The sequence below is a fragment of the Streptomyces sp. DSM 110735 genome (assembly GCF_016482685.1).
Taxonomy (GTDB): Bacteria; Actinomycetota; Actinomycetes; order Streptomycetales; family Streptomycetaceae; genus Streptomyces.
The window spans coordinates 314,800-330,408 of sequence record NZ_JACYHF010000006.1 but is presented as its reverse complement, the minus strand read 5'-3'; the positions used below and the strand labels follow the sequence as shown (position 1 = coordinate 330,408).

At 72.7% G+C, this 15,609-nt stretch carries 15 protein-coding genes; 10 read left to right on the top strand and 5 right to left on the bottom strand.

Annotated features, from left to right (window positions below):
• Positions 1 to 74 precede the first annotated feature (74 nt).
• The gene (gene tatA / locus IF655_RS13085; RefSeq protein ID WP_199584812.1) at positions 75 to 317 is read left to right on the top strand and encodes a Sec-independent protein translocase subunit TatA; all 243 of its coding nucleotides are present in this window, start codon (positions 75 to 77) and stop codon (positions 315 to 317) included.
• Positions 318 to 465: 148 nt separating this feature from the next.
• Here the strand turns inward: tatA and IF655_RS13080 are convergent, their stop codons facing one another.
• Together IF655_RS13080 and IF655_RS13075 are read right to left on the bottom strand one after the other, a co-directional pair.
• Positions 466 to 915, bottom strand: coding sequence for a DUF6114 domain-containing protein (locus IF655_RS13080; RefSeq protein WP_199584811.1), 450 nt, complete (start codon positions 913 to 915; stop codon positions 466 to 468).
• Positions 915 to 1,607, bottom strand: coding sequence for a DUF6230 family protein (locus tag IF655_RS13075; protein WP_199584810.1), 693 nt, complete (start codon positions 1,605 to 1,607; stop codon positions 915 to 917). Before IF655_RS13075 ends, IF655_RS13080 begins: the two co-directional genes overlap by 1 nt.
• 391 nt (positions 1,608 to 1,998) lie before the next feature.
• Here IF655_RS13075 and IF655_RS13070 point away from each other — a divergent pair, with 391 nt between their 5' ends.
• Positions 1,999 to 2,652: a Tat pathway signal sequence domain protein gene (locus IF655_RS13070; RefSeq protein ID WP_199584809.1), complete on the top strand. Its 654-nt coding sequence runs from the start codon at positions 1,999 to 2,001 to the stop codon at positions 2,650 to 2,652.
• Between the two features lie 28 nt (positions 2,653 to 2,680).
• On the opposite strand, the gene IF655_RS13065 is transcribed toward IF655_RS13070, so the two are convergent.
• Positions 2,681 to 3,685 carry a lytic polysaccharide monooxygenase gene (locus IF655_RS13065; RefSeq protein WP_199584808.1) on the bottom strand — a complete coding sequence of 335 codons (1,005 nt, stop codon included), beginning with the start codon at positions 3,683 to 3,685 and terminating at the stop codon, positions 2,681 to 2,683.
• Between the two features lie 368 nt (positions 3,686 to 4,053).
• On the opposite strand from IF655_RS13065, the gene IF655_RS13060 reads away from it, so the two are divergent.
• The 3 genes from IF655_RS13060 (at position 4,054) to cyc2 (ending at position 8,221) form a co-directional block, all read left to right on the top strand.
• The gene (locus tag IF655_RS13060; RefSeq protein WP_199584807.1) at positions 4,054 to 4,701 is read left to right on the top strand and encodes a ScbR family autoregulator-binding transcription factor; all 648 of its coding nucleotides are present in this window, start codon (positions 4,054 to 4,056) and stop codon (positions 4,699 to 4,701) included.
• Positions 4,702 to 4,722: 21 nt separating this feature from the next.
• The gene (locus tag IF655_RS13055) at positions 4,723 to 5,922 is read left to right on the top strand and encodes a damage-control phosphatase ARMT1 family protein (RefSeq protein WP_199584806.1); all 1,200 of its coding nucleotides are present in this window, start codon (positions 4,723 to 4,725) and stop codon (positions 5,920 to 5,922) included.
• Between the two features lie 139 nt (positions 5,923 to 6,061).
• The gene (cyc2, locus tag IF655_RS13050) at positions 6,062 to 8,221 is read left to right on the top strand and encodes a germacradienol/geosmin synthase Cyc2 (protein WP_199584805.1); all 2,160 of its coding nucleotides are present in this window, start codon (positions 6,062 to 6,064) and stop codon (positions 8,219 to 8,221) included.
• Between the two features lie 57 nt (positions 8,222 to 8,278).
• Here the strand turns inward: cyc2 and IF655_RS13045 are convergent, their stop codons facing one another.
• Positions 8,279 to 9,010, bottom strand: a complete 732-nt coding sequence (locus IF655_RS13045; RefSeq protein WP_199584804.1) for a hypothetical protein — start codon at positions 9,008 to 9,010, stop codon at positions 8,279 to 8,281.
• A gap of 94 nt (positions 9,011 to 9,104) precedes the next feature.
• On the opposite strand from IF655_RS13045, the gene IF655_RS13040 reads away from it, so the two are divergent.
• From IF655_RS13040 to IF655_RS13025, 4 genes are all read left to right on the top strand, one after another.
• Complete coding sequence (locus tag IF655_RS13040; RefSeq protein WP_199584803.1) at positions 9,105 to 9,971, top strand: LysR family transcriptional regulator; 867 nt, start codon at positions 9,105 to 9,107, stop codon at positions 9,969 to 9,971.
• Positions 9,972 to 10,063: 92 nt separating this feature from the next.
• On the top strand, positions 10,064 to 10,636 hold the full coding sequence (locus tag IF655_RS13035; protein ID WP_199584801.1) for a PDZ domain-containing protein: 573 nt from the start codon (positions 10,064 to 10,066) through the stop codon (positions 10,634 to 10,636).
• A 187-nt stretch (positions 10,637 to 10,823) separates the two neighbouring features.
• Positions 10,824 to 11,951 (top strand): aminopeptidase P family protein, encoded by a 1,128-nt coding sequence (locus IF655_RS13030; RefSeq protein WP_199584799.1) that lies wholly within the window; start codon positions 10,824 to 10,826, stop codon positions 11,949 to 11,951.
• Positions 11,952 to 12,003: 52 nt separating this feature from the next.
• Positions 12,004 to 12,948: a phosphotransferase family protein gene (locus IF655_RS13025; RefSeq protein ID WP_199584797.1), complete on the top strand. Its 945-nt coding sequence runs from the start codon at positions 12,004 to 12,006 to the stop codon at positions 12,946 to 12,948.
• A gap of 51 nt (positions 12,949 to 12,999) precedes the next feature.
• Here the strand turns inward: IF655_RS13025 and treZ are convergent, their stop codons facing one another.
• Positions 13,000 to 14,745, bottom strand: a complete 1,746-nt coding sequence (treZ, locus tag IF655_RS13020) for a malto-oligosyltrehalose trehalohydrolase (protein ID WP_199584796.1) — start codon at positions 14,743 to 14,745, stop codon at positions 13,000 to 13,002.
• A gap of 189 nt (positions 14,746 to 14,934) precedes the next feature.
• Between treZ and IF655_RS13015 the strand changes: the two genes are divergently transcribed.
• A complete protein-coding gene (locus IF655_RS13015) occupies positions 14,935 to 15,486 on the top strand; it encodes a DUF1707 and FHA domain-containing protein (protein ID WP_199584792.1) in 552 nt (183 codons plus the stop codon).
• Positions 15,487 to 15,609: the final 123 nt, after the last annotated feature.

Sequence of the window (15,609 nt, the reverse complement as noted above, 5' to 3'; positions counted from 1 at the left end):
GCGCGGGAGCCCCGGTCGTTCAGGAACCACGTGAGAAAAGCACGTGAACACCCGTGAGAGAGGGAGGGGCGGTCATGCTCCGCAACGGACTCGAACCCTGGCACCTGCTGGTCGTCGCGATCGTATTCATCGTGCTGTTCGGCTCCCGGAAGCTGCCGGACACCGCCCGCGCGCTCGGCAAGTCGATGCGCATCCTCAAGAGCGAGGCGAAGGCGATGAAGTCGGAGAGCACGGCGCCCGGTGTCGACGCCGCTGCCGCTGGTCCGGCCGGTACGGCCGCCGAGACGAGCGCGACGGAGGCGCCGACCGTCCGGTGAACGTGCCGCGCCCCGGGCGCGGTTCCCGTGTCACCTGATCGAAGGACGGACCACGCACGGCGTTCCATCGGTCGTACGACATCCGGCGCCGGAGCCGACTCGGCTTCCGGCGCCGGAGCGCGGTCCCGGGTCCTCGGACCCGGCGGGCTCAGGCCGCCTTCTCCACGCCCTCGCTCAGATCGCCTGCCAGGGCGCGGGCGCGCTTGCGGCGCTGCCGCCGGGAGACGCGCGGCTCCTGGTCCGGGAGCCAGCCGAAGGCGAGACAGGCGCCGGTCGCGCCGAGGAGCAGACCGATGAAGAAGCCGCCCAGGTTGGACGTGAGCCAGGTGCCCAGCGCGCACAGGATGCCGGTCAGCGAGTAGAAGAGCCGCTGTGCGGGGTTGAACAGGATCAGCAGCCCGAGCAGCACCATCAGGGCGGGCAGCAGATAGCCGGCCACGCCCTGCATCCCGATGTGCATGACGACCTTCAGCGATGCCTTCTCGGTGAGCAGGATCTCCACCCCGCCCAGGGCGAGCAGCAGCCCGCCCCAGAACGGACGGCGCCCCCGCCAGTCGCGGAAGACCGCTCGCGTGGACCGCTCGGAACGCCCCGGCATCAGCAGCCCGAGTCGCTGAAGCGCAGGTTGAGCCCGGGCAGCTTGAACACACCCGCCGTGGTGGCGTAGTTGGTCTGCCGCAGGTTGGCGATGTGCACGGTGTCCGCCTGCTGGCTGAACACGCCGATCGGACCCTTGGCGTTCGCCTTGGTGAGCGTGCTCGCGTCGTTGCCGATCTCGATGTTGTCGAACGACGCGTCGCCCGACAGCTTGGTCGAGTCCGTGGTGAGGTCCGTCGCGGACACCCGGGTCTTGCCGCTGCCCGCCGTGATCAGCAGGTTGGTGCCGCCGAGGTCCACGCTCTGGCACAGCTTGGTGAGCTTGGCGCTCTTGATCGCGGACGTGACGACCAGCACCTGACCGCCGGTGTCGCCCGCGTTGGGGCTGCCGTCCGCCATGTTGTCCAGACCGCCGAACTGCTCGAAGCCGGTGCCGTCCAGCTCGGTGGCGGTGACGGTGAACGGCATTCCGGAGATCGCGAACTGCACACCCAGCGCTCCCTGGGCGGTGAAGACGGCGAGACCGGCGGCGACCAGCGTCGCGGGCACCGCCAGCACGGCGGCGCGGCGCAGCCGGACCCGTCCGCGTCTCCCGCTCCCGGCGGGCGCCGGGTCCGGGGAGGACGCGGGGGAACCGCCGTCCGGGTTCTCGGGGGTGTGGTCGGCGGACGCGAAGTCCGGGGACGAGGCCATGTCTGCTCCCATGGGCACGGATCAATGCGGGGTGGGCTTCAGGTGGCGCGGTGTCCTGGCGCGGACAGCGGCTGCCGCGCACGCCGTCCCCGTACTCCCGGCGGGTGCGAGGGCTGTTGTGTTACGCGGCGGTAGCCTGCCAGGAAGTTACCGCCGGTTACTTTGAAGGGTCAAGGGAGTTGTGAAAAATGGGTGTGCACGCTGCGCACACCGCGCTGCTTCCCTCAATTGCCTTGTGCTGTATTGACGTTGACGGACCATCAGGTCTACAACTCTCCCTGGTTTCCCCCTGGGTCCGTGGCGCCGGACCCGCCGAGCGGCACCGCACCCCGGCACCGTCAAAGCGCCCACCCCACCCCGCACTCCCCCCACGCCGAAGAGAGGCACCCGTATGCGTACCCGCACGCTCCTCGCCCTCGCCACAACCGCCACCGCGCTCGCCCTCACCGCGGCCGCCCCCGCCTCGGCCGACGGCACCGCCGTCCTGACCACGGGCGGTCCCGGCGGCACCGCCGTCGCGGTCGGCGACACGCTCACCGCGCCGCTGGCCTCCGGCACCTCCGCCACGCTCTACTCCAGCGCCACCGGCACCAGCGGAGTCGTCTGCACCTCGTCCCAGTTCACCGCGAGCGTCACCGGCAACCCGGACGCGCCCGGCACGGCCACCGAGTCGGTCACCGGGCACAGCTTCAACAGTTCGAGCTGTTCCAGCAACGTTACCGGTGTGCTCGGCGTCAGCGGCATCACCGTCGACAACCTGCCGTACACCGCGTCGGTCGCCTCGGACGGCACCCTCACCGTGCTGCCCGCCGCCGGGTCCACCATCCAGACCACGGTCAAGCTGCGCACCCTGCTGGGCAGCATCACCTGCGTCTACCAGGCGCCGAGCCTGAACGGCAAGGCGGACAACGCCGACAGCAGCATCGCCTTCACCAACCAGCAGTTCACCAAGGTGTCCGGCTCGTCGCTGTGCTTCGCGAACGGCTACTTCACCGCCAAGTACGCGCCGGTCAGCGACAACGGGGCGGCGGTCTCCGTCAACTGACCTGACACGTAGGGGCGTTCGGCGCCGTTCAGCGTCGTCGCAGACGGGGCAGGAACGCCACCGCCGCGGTGATCAGCAGCACCCCCGCCGCGCCCGCCGCCAGCAACGGAGCCGAGGGACCCGCGTCCGCGCGGGTCGCCTCGGCCACCGGCGTGCTGTCGTCCGAGGTGACGGGCGCGTACGAGGCGTCCTTGCGCGGCTCGTCGGCGGCGCTCGCCGACGGGCTGGGGGAGGACGAGGGCTTGTGGTGCGCGTGGGACGGGGAGGCGGACGGCTTCTTGGCGGACTCCTTCTTCTCCGCCTTCGCGCCCGATCCCGAACCGCCGCCGGACGCCGAGCCCGTGCCCGATCCCGAGCCGGACCCGGACCCGGACCCGGATCCCGATCCGGAGAAGACGACGTCGGAGCACGAGTAATAGGTGTCCGGCGTGCTGCTCGTCTGCCAGATCGTGTACAGCATCTGACGGCCCGTCCGCCCGCTCGGCAGCGTCGCCTGTATGTGGTACGCGCCGTTCGTCAGCGGCGGGTCCTTGACCTCGGCGAAGGGGGTGGCGGGCAGATCGGACCACTTCAGCGGCTTCGACGGGTCGTAACCGGGCTTGGACAGATACAGCTTGAAGGTCCCGGCGTGCGCGATGGGGGAGGTGTACGTCATCGTCATCCGCGCGCCCGACGTCAGCCGGGTGGCCGGGAAGTCCGCGCGGGCGATGTCCAGACCCCGGTAGGCGGAGAGGTTCCCGCTGCACAGCCTGCCGTCCGGAATCACCTGCCGGTCACGGCCGTTGACGTTCGGGACCCGCAGGTTGTCCCACGCGGCGAAGGACGCGCCGCCGTTCGCCGCGATCGCCGCGCGGCAGGCTGCCGTACCCGCGCTGCCGCCGTCGGGGGAGCAGGCGTACACCCGGCTGACCGGGGCGGTGGGGGCGCCGTGCGCCAGGGCGGGCGTCGCCGTCCAGGGCAGGAGCAGCAGCGGAGCCGTCGCGGCGGTCGCCGTGACGCTCAGGCGGGCGATGGTCCGGGTCGACCGGGTCATCCGGGACGCCTCCTCGGCGGGCGCGGGAACAGGGCTGTCCCCACCAGTACGCGGACGGGGCGCGCGCCGTTCAGACCGACCGCGCGGGCTGTTTTCCACGCGCGTGGTGTCACCGCGCTCATATGCCCACTGGGTATGCACACATGGCTCGATCCGTCCGGGACGGCGCAAGTGGAGTGCCTCAACTCCCGTGGAGGCAGCGGTAAACGCTGCACACCACGCCGTTGAGCGGAAGCGGGACCCGCCTCCGCGGAAGTGGCCGAAATCCATTGCGTCTTACTGGACTCCCGTTCCCCTGCGGTGAGTTATCGTATGCGCGGGGTTAAAACAAACCGCGTGTCCCGTTCGTTCATGAGAGGGGTCGGTCGATGGCGAGGCAACTGCGCGCTGAACAGACCCGGGCGACGATCATCGCGGCCGCCGCCGATCTCTTCGACCGGCAGGGCTACGAATCCACCAGTCTGAGTGACATCGTGGGGCACGCGGGTGTCACCAAGGGCGCGTTGTACTTCCACTTCGCTGCCAAGGAGGACCTCGCCCACGCGATCCTGGAGCTCCAGGCGGCTGCCGTACAGCAGGTGGTGGCCGACGCCGAGAGCCGGGGCCGCTCCTCCCTGGAGTGTCTGATGCGCACGACCTTCGGCATCGCCCGGCTCGCCGTGGACGACCCGGTGCCGCGCGCGGGGCTCCGGCTCGTGACCGCCGATGTGTCCGTACGCCCGCCGCTGCGCCATCCGTTCACCGAGTGGCTGGAGTTCGCGACCCGGAAGTTCGCCGGTGCCGTCAAGGACTCGGACCTGCACCCCGACGTGGACGCCGGGACCGTCGCGCACTCCCTCGTCTGCTTCTTCGTCGGCACCCGGGTCGCCGGGCGCTCCATCGAGCCGGTCGCCCGGCTGCCGCGCCGGGTCGCCGAGATGTGGTTCCTGATGCTCCGGGGGCTGGTCCCGGTGCACCGCCGCCCTCGCTATCTCGCCCTCGCCACGCAGTTGGAGCGGGAGATCAGGGCCGCCTGACCGGCGGGGTACGGTGACGGCATGTCCGACGCCCCCACCGCCCCCGTGATCACCGGCGACGAGCCCGGCTCCTTCCCGCACAGCGTGCTGGCCGACCGGCACCCCGCGATCATCCGTCAGGTGCGGGACGCCTCTCCCTACGGTCCCGCACAGCACCGGGCGCTGGACGACCTGCTCCGCTCCGGCGCCGACGGCGTCATCGAAGACCTGCCCGCGGGCACCGACCCCGACGACCGCGCCCGCTGGCACGCCTGGGGTCTCGCCCAGTATGTGGGGAAGTCCTGGTACGAGGTGCCGTGGCTGTGGGCCGAGAGCTACTTCTACCGCGTACTGCTCGACGCCGTCGGCTACTTCGCCCCCGGTCCCTGGCAGGGCGTCGACCCCTTCCGCCCCGTCAAGTACGCCGAACTCGGCGCCCCCGAGACCGGCGAGGAACTGGCCGCGCTGGACGCGCTCCAGGACAAGACGGCCGAGGAGCGGGGTCGCGCCCTGCTGCACGGCTCGCTCTGGGGCAACCGCGCCGACCTCAGCTTCCAGTTGTCCGCGGAGGGTGCCGAGGGCGCCGGGTCGCGTGATGCCACCCCGGGTCTGGTCGCCGACGACAGCGACACCCTCTGGTCGCTGCTCCCGCCCGACAGCGCGGGCACCCTCTGTCTGGTCGCGGACAACGCGGGCCGCGAACTCGTCCCCGACCTGCTGCTGACCGCCCACCTCCTCGACGAGCACCGGATCGCCCGCGCCGTCCTCTATGTCAAGCCGTGGCCCTACTACGTCTCCGACGCCACGACCGCCGACGTGGTGGACGCGCTGACCCGGCTGCGGTCCGCGTCCGGCGCCGCCGCCGCGTACGGCGACCTGCTCTGGTCGGCCATGGCCGACGGTCGCCTCTCCGTACGCACCCATCCCTTCCTCGCCTCCCCGCTGCCGTACACCGAGCTGCCGGACGACCTGCGCGCCGAGTTCGCCGACGCCCGGCTGACCCTCTTCAAGGGCGACCTCAACTACCGCCGCCTGGTGGGCGACCGGTACTGGCCGCCCACCACCTCCTTCCGCGACGTGACCGCCTGCTTCCCCGGTCCCGTCGCCACCCTGCGCACTCTCAAGTCCGACGTGATCACCGGGCTGTCGGCCGCCACCGAGGCAGAGCTGAACGCGGCGGAGGGCCGGTCCTGGCGCACCAGTGGCACCCACGCGCTGATCCAGGTCAACCCCCGGGACTGACGTGGGGGTGCCTGTCGGCTGTCTCCCCCAACGGTGTGCCGCGTTCCGGAAGTTCCCGATTGCGGGGATGGTTCACGCGATGGTGTGATCGTCCGCTGTGCGGCGGATGACCCGTTCGGCCGCCGGGCAGGACCCGGTCATGACGCAGCCGTTCGAACTCCCGCCCTTCTACATGCCGTATCCCGCGCGGCTCAACCCCCATGTCGACGAGGCGCGCGCCCACTCGACCGCGTGGGCGCGCGAGATGGGGATGCTGGAGGGCTCCGGGATCTGGGACCAGGCCGACCTGGAGGCGCACGACTACGGACTGCTGTGCGCCTACACCCACCCCGACTGCGACGGGCCCGCGCTCTCGCTGATCACCGACTGGTACGTGTGGGTGTTCTTCTTCGACGACCACTTCCTCGACATGTACAAACGCACCCAGGACCGCGCCGCGGGCAAGGCGCACCTGGACCGGCTGCCGCTGTTCATGCCGCTCGACCTCGAAACCCCCGTCCCGGAGCCGGAGAACCCGGTCGAGGCGGGTCTCGCGGACCTGTGGGCGCGCACGGTGCCGGCCATGTCGGCGGACTGGCGCCGCCGCTTCGCCGTCTCGACCGAGCATCTGCTCAACGAGTCGCTGTGGGAGCTGTCCAACATCAACGAGGGCCGGATCGCCAACCCGGTCGAGTACATCGAGATGCGCCGCAAGGTGGGCGGCGCCCCCTGGTCGGCCGGACTCGTGGAGTACGCGACGGCCGAGGTGCCCGCGTCGGTCGCCGAAACCCGGCCGCTGCGGGTGCTGATGGAGACCTTCTCCGACGCCGTCCATCTGCGCAACGACCTCTTCTCCTACCAGCGCGAGGTCGAGGACGAGGGGGAGAACAGCAACGGCGTCCTGGTCGTGGAGACGTTCTTCGGCTGCACCACCCAGCAGGCCGCCGACACCGTCAACGACGTCCTGACCTCACGCCTGCACCAGTTCGAGCACACCGCGCTCACCGAAGTCCCCGCCGTCGCCGTGGAGAACGGGCTCAGGGCGGACGAGGTGGCCGCCGTCGCCGCGTACACCAAGGGACTCCAGGACTGGCAGAGCGGCGGCCACGAATGGCATCTGCGCTCCAGCCGCTACATGAACAAGGGGGCACGCACGACCTCCCCCTGGGCGGTGCCGAGCGGTCCGGGCGCCTCCGCCGCCGACGTGGCCGCCCTGCTGGCGTCGGCGGCGACCGAGCGGCTGCGGCGGCACACCCATGTGCCGTTCCAGAAGGTCGGACCGTCCCTGCTGCCCGAGTTCCACATGCCGTTCCCGCTGGAGCTGAGCCCGCACATCGACGCCTCGCGCGGCAACCTGGTCGCCTGGTGCACCCGGATGGGCATCCTCGGCGAGGGCGTCTGGGACGAGGACAAGCTCGCCGCCTACGACCTCGCGCTCTGCTCCGCCGGACTGGACCCCGACGCCACCCCCGAGGGACTCGACCTCAGCGCCCAGTGGCTCGCCTGGGGGACCTACGGCGACGACTACTACCCCCTCGTCTACGGCCACCGCCGCGACCTCGCCGCCGCCCGCCTCACCACCGCCCGGCTCTCGCAGTGCATGTCCCTGGAGGGACCGCCGGAGATCGTCCCGGCCAACGCGATGGAGCGTGCGCTGATCGACCTGTGGCAGCGGACCACGGCGCCGATGACCGCCGAGCAGCGGGTCACCCTGAAGGCGGCGGTGGACGTGATGACGGAGAGCTGGGTGTGGGAGCTGTCCAACCAGCTCCAGAACCGCGTCCCGGACCCGGTCGACTATCTGGAGATGCGCCGCGCCACCTTCGGCTCCGACCTCACCCTCAGCATGTGCCGGGCCGGACGGGGTCCCGCCATCCCGCCCGAGGTCTACGCCAGCGGCCCGGTGCGCTCGCTGGAGAACGCGGCCATGGACTACGCCTGTCTGCTCAACGACGTGTTCTCGTACCAGAAGGAGATCGAGTACGAGGGCGAGATCCACAACGCGATCCTCGTCGTGCAGAACTTCTTCGGCGTCGACTACCCGGCCGCGCTCGCCGTCGTCCACGATCTGATGACCCAGCGCATGGAACAGTTCGAGCACGTGGTCGCGCATGAACTCCCCGTGCTCTACGAGGACTTCCGGTTGTCCGAGGAGGCGCGCGCGGAGATGGCGCTCTATGTGCTCGACCTCCAGAACTGGCTGGCGGGCATCCTCAACTGGCATCGCTCGGTGGACCGTTACAAGGCCGAGTGGCTGGGCGGGAGGGCTCACCGGTTCGTCTCCGGGCAGGCTCCGGCGCGGCTCCAGTTGATCGGCTGACGGCGGCTCCCGCCCGCGCGAGCGGACCGGTGAGCGGGGTCTCGGGGGCGGGGCAGGTCAGGCGGGTTGCGCGGACTTCGCGGCGTGCTCGACCGCGGCGCGGCCCAGTGCCCGGATCATCGGGTGCGGGCGGGAGCCGTCGCCGTACAGCTCCGGCTGGAACAGGGACGCCAGGAAGAAGGGGTGGTCCGGGAGTTCGGCGACCCGGACCTGCCCGTCCGTGTCGTGCCCGGAGAACCGCAGTCCGTGGGCGCGCAGCGTGTCGAGGTGACGGGAGGGACCGTAGGAGCAGAAGTACCGCTCGACCGTGCGCGGCGCGCCGATCACCGACTCGGCCAGGGAGCCCGGTTCCAGGACGACCGTCGCCTCGTGCCCCACCAGGGAGCAGGCCAGCGGCTCGATCAGGAGATCCTCGGCGCCGGGGTCGTTCTCGGCGTGCGCGACACCGGTCAGCCCGCAGGCGTTGCGGGCGAACTCCAGCAGGGTGTGCTGGAAGCCGCCGCACGTGCCGAGGAACGGGATGCGCTCCTCCCGCGCGGTGCGGACGGCGGCGAGCACCCCCGCCTCGCTGCGGTAGGGACTGCCCGGAAGGACCCACACGGCGTCGAAGCCCCGTACCGTGCCCTCGGTCGCGGCATCCTCCGAGGGGATCCAGTAGGCGTCCAGGACCAGCCCGTCCCGCTCGGCGAGGGCGTCGAGGAGGCGCGGGATCCGGGTGTGGGAGACGACGTTGGGGGAGCGGTCGCCGACGAGGGCGACGGTGGCGGTGCGAACCGCGGTTTCGGTCATGACAGCCATCCTGGGCGGCTGTCGTGGTTCACGTCCAACGATGATTCACGCACGGTCGATAAGCGGTGCTGATGGGCGTGGGATGCTGTGGATCATGGACCCGCATCTGCTGCGCACCTATGTCACGGTGGCGCGACTCGCCTCGTTCTCCGCCGCCGCACGGGAGCTGGGGTACACGCAGTCGGCGGTCTCCCAGCACATCGCCGCCCTGGAGCAGGACCTCGGCGCCCCGCTGCTCACCCGTCGCCCCGTCGTCCCCACCCCGGCGGGCCACCGTCTGCTGGAGCACGCCGCCCCGCTGCTGCTCCGCCTCGACGCCGCCCGCGCCGACGTGATCCGCCTGGCCGCCGCCCCGCCGAGCGGACTGACCCTCGCGACCACACCGACCGCGCTCGGTCCCCGCGTGCTCGCCGTGCTCCCGGTGTCCGGGGTGAGCGTCCAGGTGCTCGGCCGGGACGAGATCCCCGCCGCCGTCGCCACCGGACACGCCGACCTCGGCCTGGTCGACGGTCCGGCGGCACCCAGCGACCCCCTGCAGTTGCCCGACGTGGCGCCGCTGACCTCGCACGCCGTCGCCGAGGAACCCCTCGCCGTCCTGCTGCCCTGCGCCCACCCCCTCGCCGGGCGCCCCGGACTGCGCCTGGCCGACCTCGCCGACGCCCGCTGGATCGACGCCCCCGACACCGCCGTACCCCTCGCCCGGCTGTGCGCCGTGAACGGCGGCGGTGCCTTCCGGACCGCGCTGGCGTTCGCGGGCACCGATGTGCGGACGCTCACCGCGCTGGTCGCGGCCGGTCACGGACTGGCGCTGCTGCCCCGGTTCGCGGCGACCGCCGTACCCGGCGCCGTCGCCGTACCGCTCGCCGCGCCCCGCCTGGTCCACCGCACCGAACTGCTGCACGCGGCCGGGCTCGCGGGTGCTGCCGGGGACCTGGTCGGGCGGCTCGCGGGCGACCGGTGAGAGCCCTCGCCGGTTCCCGGCGCGGTGTCACCCGTTCGTGGCTCGTCGGAGGCGTCCGGCCTGGGTAGGCCACCAGCGGAGGCGAACGAATCATGGAACAGAGTGTGTTGCGGGCCAGTCCGATGCCCGGACGGTGGCGGAGCGAGAGCGTGCCGCCGGAGCCCGTCGAGCGGGCGCCCGCCGGGCGTCCGCACGGTGCGCGGCGGCGGGGGCGGCGGCTGAGGAGCGTGGTGTTCTCGCTGTCCGTCGGCAGCGCGCTGGTGCTGTCCGGCATCGGTGTCGGCGCGGTCGGCACCAGCGCGCTCGGTCTCGGCGTCCACGGCGGGAAGCCGCAGCACGCCGTTCCCCCGGCCGCCGCCCCCGCCCCCACCGCGTCCGGGACCGCCGACACCCGGTCCGGAGCCACGCTCGGTCTGGAAGCCGTGGACGACGGGCGGCGGACGGGCGCGCTGGTCACCGCCGTCCACGTGCCCGGACCCGGCTACACGGCGGGACTGGTCCGCGGCGACGCCCTGGTGCGCTTCGGCACCACCCCGATCGCCACGGCCGCCGACCTGGCCCGCGCGGTCGCCCGTGCCCGACCGGGCGCGGAGGTGGCGGTGACCGTGCGCCATCAGGACGGGACGCAGCAGCGGCTGACGGCGGTGCCGGGGGTGGTGACCTGACCGACCCGGTCGGAAAGTCGCTGGTCGCCGGTGCCGTCGGCCGCCATGATGACCCCGTGCCGCCCCTCCGCCCCGCGCGCCACCGCCGCGCCCTGCCCCGACCGGGTCGCGCGCGCCCGTGCGGGCGGGCAGGATGCTGCCCGGCACCGCTTCGCACCCGCACCCCGACAGCGCCCGGAGGCACCGGATGACCGGTAGTACGCCCGCGCCCTTCACCGCCGACGACTACCGGGCCCGTATGGCCCGCGCGACCCGGGAGGCGGCGGACGCCGGGCTCGCCGGGCTGCTGGTGGCGCCCGGACCCGACATGGTGTGGCTGACCGGGTACACCCCGCCCGCCGTGACCGAGCGGCTCACCCTGCTGGTGCTCGTGCCCGGCGGTGAACCGGTGCTCGTCGTGCCCACGCTGGAAGCCCCCGACGCGGAGGCTGCCGCCGGTTCGACGGCCCTCGGACTGCGCCCCTGGACCGACGGCGTCGACCCCTACGCCGTGACCGGCGCCCTGCTCGACGGCCGGGGCCGCTTCGGCGTCAGCGACAACACCTGGGCGATGCACCTGCTCGGCTTCCAGCGCGCCCTGCCGCACAGCTCCTACGCCGCCCTCACCGACGCGCTGCCCATGCTGCGCGCGGTCAAGGACGCCGCCGAGGTGGAGCTGCTCGCAGCGGCCGGGGCGGCGGCGGACGCGGCGTTCGAGGAGATCCGCAAGGTGCCCTTCGCGGACCGCCGCGAGTCGGACGTGGCCCAGGACCTCGCGGACCTGCTGCGCCGCTTCGGTCACTCCCAGGTGGACTTCACCATCGTCGGCTCGGGTCCCAACGGCGCCAACCCGCACCACGAGGTCGGCGACCGCTTCATCCGCCACGGCGACATGGTCGTCCTCGACTTCGGCGGACTCAAGGACGGCTACGGCTCCGACACCACGCGCACGGTCCACGTCGGGGAGCCCACCGACGAGGAGCGGCGCGTGCACGACCTCGTGCGCGCCGCGCAGGAAGCCGGGGTCCAGGCCGTACGACCCGGTGCCGCCTGTCAGGAGGTGGACCGCGCCGCCCGCGCGGTGATCACCGAGGGCGGGTACGGCGAGTACTTCATCCACCGCACCGGGCACGGCATCGGCGTCACCACACACGAGCCGCCGTACATGATCGAGGGCGAGGAACAGCCCCTGGTGCCCGGCATGTGCTTCTCCGTGGAGCCCGGCGTCTACCTGCCCGGGCGCTTCGGGGTGCGCATCGAGGACATCGTCACCGTGACCGAGGACGGCGCCCGCCGCCTCAACAACACCACGCGCGAGATGGTCATAGTGGACTGAGGGACCGAGGAGACAACCCAGCGACCGCATACCGGAACGGCCGGCCACGACCATGACCCAGGCACCCGCACCCACCGTCGACACCGTGCGCGCACTCGTCCGCTCCCTCCTCAAGGAACGCGCGCTGATCAGGGAGGACGGGACGGCGGACGACAGCTCCGCCGGTCTTGAGGTCCGTCCGGTCGCGGGCGGTGACGGCTACACCTGGTGGGTCGGCGCCCGGCATGTGCTGCGGCTCGCCCCCGACCGGGCATCCGCCGCCCGGCTGCGCCGCGAGCCCCGCCTGCGCGACCTGGTGCGGTCCCGGGTGCCGGTCGCCGTCCCGGCCGGACTCGCGCACGGCGACTGGGTGCCCGGACTCGCCTGTGTGCTCGACGCCCGGCTGACCGGCGGCAGCGGCGACGAGCACGAGGTGTCCGCGCTCGGCGAGGCGGACCTCGCCGGACTGCTCTCCGGACTGCGCGAGGTGCCCCCGCGCCAGGCCGAGACGCTCGGGGTGCCGCGTACACCGCCGCGCTCCCTGGAGGCGCTGCGCCGCATCGCCGCGCACACGGCCGAACGGCTCGCCGCCGCCGACGAGTTCGACCGCGCCCGGCTCCAGCCCTTCCCGCCGACCGCCGCCGTCCGGCTCGCCGCGCAGCCCGGCACCGCCGTGCTCACCCACCACGGGCTCACCGGCGCGCGGGTGCTCGTCGGCACCGAGGGGCGGGTGCGCGCCGTCCTCGGCTGGGGCGGCGCGGCGGTGGGCGACCCGGCCGAGGACATCGCCGGACTCGCCGCCGCCGTCGGCGCCCCGCCCGCCGTCCGCGCCGCGACCCTCGCCGGGTACGGACCCCGCCCCTGTCTGCGCGGTCTGTGGCTCGCCCGCTGCGACACCCTCGTCCAGCTCGCCGCCCGCCTCGACGGGCGCACCACCGAGGACCCCACCCTGCTGCGCGCCCGGCTGCGGAGAGCCTGGGAGCCGATCCTGCTGGAACGGGTCACCGAGTTCGAGTGAGCGCGACAGGTCTCAAGTCCTCGGTGAGACCCGCCCGTTCAGCCCGCCCGCTCAGACCCGCGTCAGCACCACGCACGACTCGCCCGGCACCCGCAGCCGTCCGTCCGCGCCCGGCGCCTCCACCTCGTCCCACGCCGCGAGGACCTCCATACGGCCGCTGCCGAGCGGGATGGACGCCGGTTCCTTGCCCAGGTTCACCGCGACCCGTACGTCCCCGCGCCGGAACGCCAGCCAGCGGGCGTCCTCGTCGTAGGCCACGTTGGTGCCCGCGAGACCGGGACTCGTGAGGTCGGGGTACGCGTGGCGGAGCGCGATCAGCCGCCGGTACCAGTCGAGGACGCGGGCGTGCGCCGTCTGCTCCGGCTCCGACCAGTCCAGGCAGGACCGCTCCCTGGTCGCCGGGTCCTGCGGGTCGGGCACCTCGTCCTCGGACCAGCCGTGCGCCGCGAACTCCCGCCGCCTGCCCCGCCGTACGGCCTCGGCCAGCTCGGGATCGGTGTGGTCGGTGAAGTACTGCCAGGGCGTGCCCGCCGCCCACTCCTCGCCCATGAACAGCATCGGCGTGAACGGCGCGGTGAGCGTCAGCGTCGCCGCACAGGCCACCAGACCGGGGGAGAGGTGAGCCGAAAGCCGGTCGCCCTGGGCGCGGTTGCCGATCTGGTCGTGGGTCTGGCTGTAGCCGAGCAGCCGGTGCCCGCCGAGCCGGGCGCGGTCCAGCGGACGCCCGTGCCGACGGCCACGGAAGGTGGAGTACGTGCCGTCATGGAAATAGCCGCCGGTGAGCGTCTTGGCGAGCGCGGCGAACGGCGCGGCGGCGAAGTCCTCGTAGTAGCCCTGGGATTCACCCGTCAGCGCGGTGTGCAGGGCGTGATGGAAGTCGTCGTTCCACTGGGCGTGCAGCCCGAGGCCGTTCGCGGCGCGCGGGGTGATGTACCGGGGGTCGTTCAGGTCGGACTCGGCGATCAGGAACAGTGGTCTGCCCGTCTCGGCGGCGAGCGCGTCCACCGACTCCGACAGCTCCTCCAGGAAGTGCCGGGCGCGGGTGTCGTGCAGCGCGTGCACGGCGTCCAGGCGCAGCCCGTCCAGGCGGTAGTCCCGCAGCCATGCCAGCGCGCTGTCCCGGAAGTACGCGCGCACCTCGTCCGAACCGGGCGCGTCCAGGTTCACCGCCGCGCCCCACGGCGTCTGATGGGTGTCGGTGAAGTACGGCCCGAACGCGGGGAGATGGTTGCCCGACGGACCCAAGTGGTTGTGCACGACGTCCAGGGCGACACCGAGACCCAGCTCGTGCGCCCGGTCCACGAACCGTTTCAGCGCCTCGGGACCGCCGTACGGCTCGTGCACCGCCCAGGGCGCCACGCCGTCGTAACCCCAGCCGTGGACACCGGGGAACGCGGATAGTGGCATCAACTCCACGTGAGTGATGCCGAGTTCCGCGAGATGGGGGAGGCGGTCCGCCGCCGCGTCGAGGGTGCCCTCGGGGGTGTAGGTGCCGACGTGCAGCTCGTAGAGCACCGCGCCCGGCAGCCCGCGTCCCGTCCACGGGGTCCGCCACTGGTAGCGGTCGTGGTCCACGACCGCGCCGAGCCCGTCCGGACCGTCCGGCAGGCGGCGCGCGCGGGGATCGGGCAGCTCGGGACCGTCGTCCAGCGCGAAGCCGTACCGGGTGCCGTCCGCCGCGTCCGCCTCCCCCGTCCACCATCCCGCGCGCCCCGGATCGCGCGCCAGCGCCTGCCGCGCCTCTCCGCACCGGAGCGTGACCCGTTCTGCCTGTGGTGCCCACACCTCGAACTGCACGGACGGTTCCCCTTCGTCTGCTCATCGTGAGGTAGTTGGTCCATCGTGCCGCGAAAGCGATCAATCCGCTGTCGGATCAGGGCTTTCCGGGCGGGTGTCGCGAAAGTGCGCGCGGGCTCGCAAGTGCGCGCCGGGGGAGCGCACTTCCCGATCTGGACACCACGGGCCGCCTGACCGACAATCAGCAGCGTGACGTCGTCCTTCGAGTTCCCCGTCCGCGCCGCGCGGATCTCCGACGCGGAGCGCGACAAGGCGCTGCGGGTCCTGCGCGACGGCGCCGCCGTGGGGCGGATGTCACACGACACGTTCCTGCAGCGCATGGAGCTGGTCCTCGCCGCGCGCAGCCACGCCGAACTCGCCGCCGTCACCGCCGATCTGCCCGGCGGGAACAGCTTCGCCCGCGCCCTGTTCGGCACCGTGGAAGCCGTCTCCGGCTTCACCGTACGGCTCCGCAGGGCGTGGCAGGCAGAGCGGCTGCCCAAGCTCCTCCTGCCCCACCCCGGACACGGCCACCCCCTGCGCATCGGACGCGACCCGGCCAACGGGCTCCGCCTCAACCACGACACCGTCTCCCGCGTCCACGCCGAACTCCGCCACCAGGGCGGTCTGTGGGTCCTGCGCGACCTCGGCTCCACCAACGGCACGACGGTCAACGGGCAGCGGGTGCTCGGCGCGACGGTGGTGCGCGACGGCGACCAGGTCGGCTTCGGGAAGGCCATGTACCGCCTCTCGGCGAGCTGAGGGCGCGCGGACCGGCGATCCCGAGCGGGGCGCCTCCTCCCCGAACCGGTGTTCCCCTCCGGGTGCCCGAGTCTCCCGTTCGGGTGACCCCCGCTGCGGAACCCGCCCGACCGTGCCGATGCA

Excerpts from the sequence above, each read along its gene's own strand:
- tatA (WP_199584812.1), top strand. The coding sequence starts at position 75 with ATGCTCCGCAACGGACTCGAACCCTGGCACCTGCTGGTCGTCGCGATC.
- IF655_RS13080 (WP_199584811.1), bottom strand. The coding sequence starts at position 915 with ATGCCGGGGCGTTCCGAGCGGTCCACGCGAGCGGTCTTCCGCGACTGG.
- IF655_RS13075 (WP_199584810.1), bottom strand. The coding sequence starts at position 1,607 with ATGGCCTCGTCCCCGGACTTCGCGTCCGCCGACCACACCCCCGAGAAC.
- IF655_RS13070 (WP_199584809.1), top strand. The coding sequence starts at position 1,999 with ATGCGTACCCGCACGCTCCTCGCCCTCGCCACAACCGCCACCGCGCTC.
- IF655_RS13065 (WP_199584808.1), bottom strand. The coding sequence starts at position 3,685 with ATGACCCGGTCGACCCGGACCATCGCCCGCCTGAGCGTCACGGCGACC.
- IF655_RS13060 (WP_199584807.1), top strand. The coding sequence starts at position 4,054 with ATGGCGAGGCAACTGCGCGCTGAACAGACCCGGGCGACGATCATCGCG.
- IF655_RS13055 (WP_199584806.1), top strand. The coding sequence starts at position 4,723 with ATGTCCGACGCCCCCACCGCCCCCGTGATCACCGGCGACGAGCCCGGC.
- cyc2 (WP_199584805.1), top strand. The coding sequence starts at position 6,062 with ATGACGCAGCCGTTCGAACTCCCGCCCTTCTACATGCCGTATCCCGCG.
- IF655_RS13045 (WP_199584804.1), bottom strand. The coding sequence starts at position 9,010 with ATGACCGAAACCGCGGTTCGCACCGCCACCGTCGCCCTCGTCGGCGAC.
- IF655_RS13040 (WP_199584803.1), top strand. The coding sequence starts at position 9,105 with ATGGACCCGCATCTGCTGCGCACCTATGTCACGGTGGCGCGACTCGCC.
- IF655_RS13035 (WP_199584801.1), top strand. The coding sequence starts at position 10,064 with ATGGAACAGAGTGTGTTGCGGGCCAGTCCGATGCCCGGACGGTGGCGG.
- IF655_RS13030 (WP_199584799.1), top strand. The coding sequence starts at position 10,824 with ATGACCGGTAGTACGCCCGCGCCCTTCACCGCCGACGACTACCGGGCC.
- IF655_RS13025 (WP_199584797.1), top strand. The coding sequence starts at position 12,004 with ATGACCCAGGCACCCGCACCCACCGTCGACACCGTGCGCGCACTCGTC.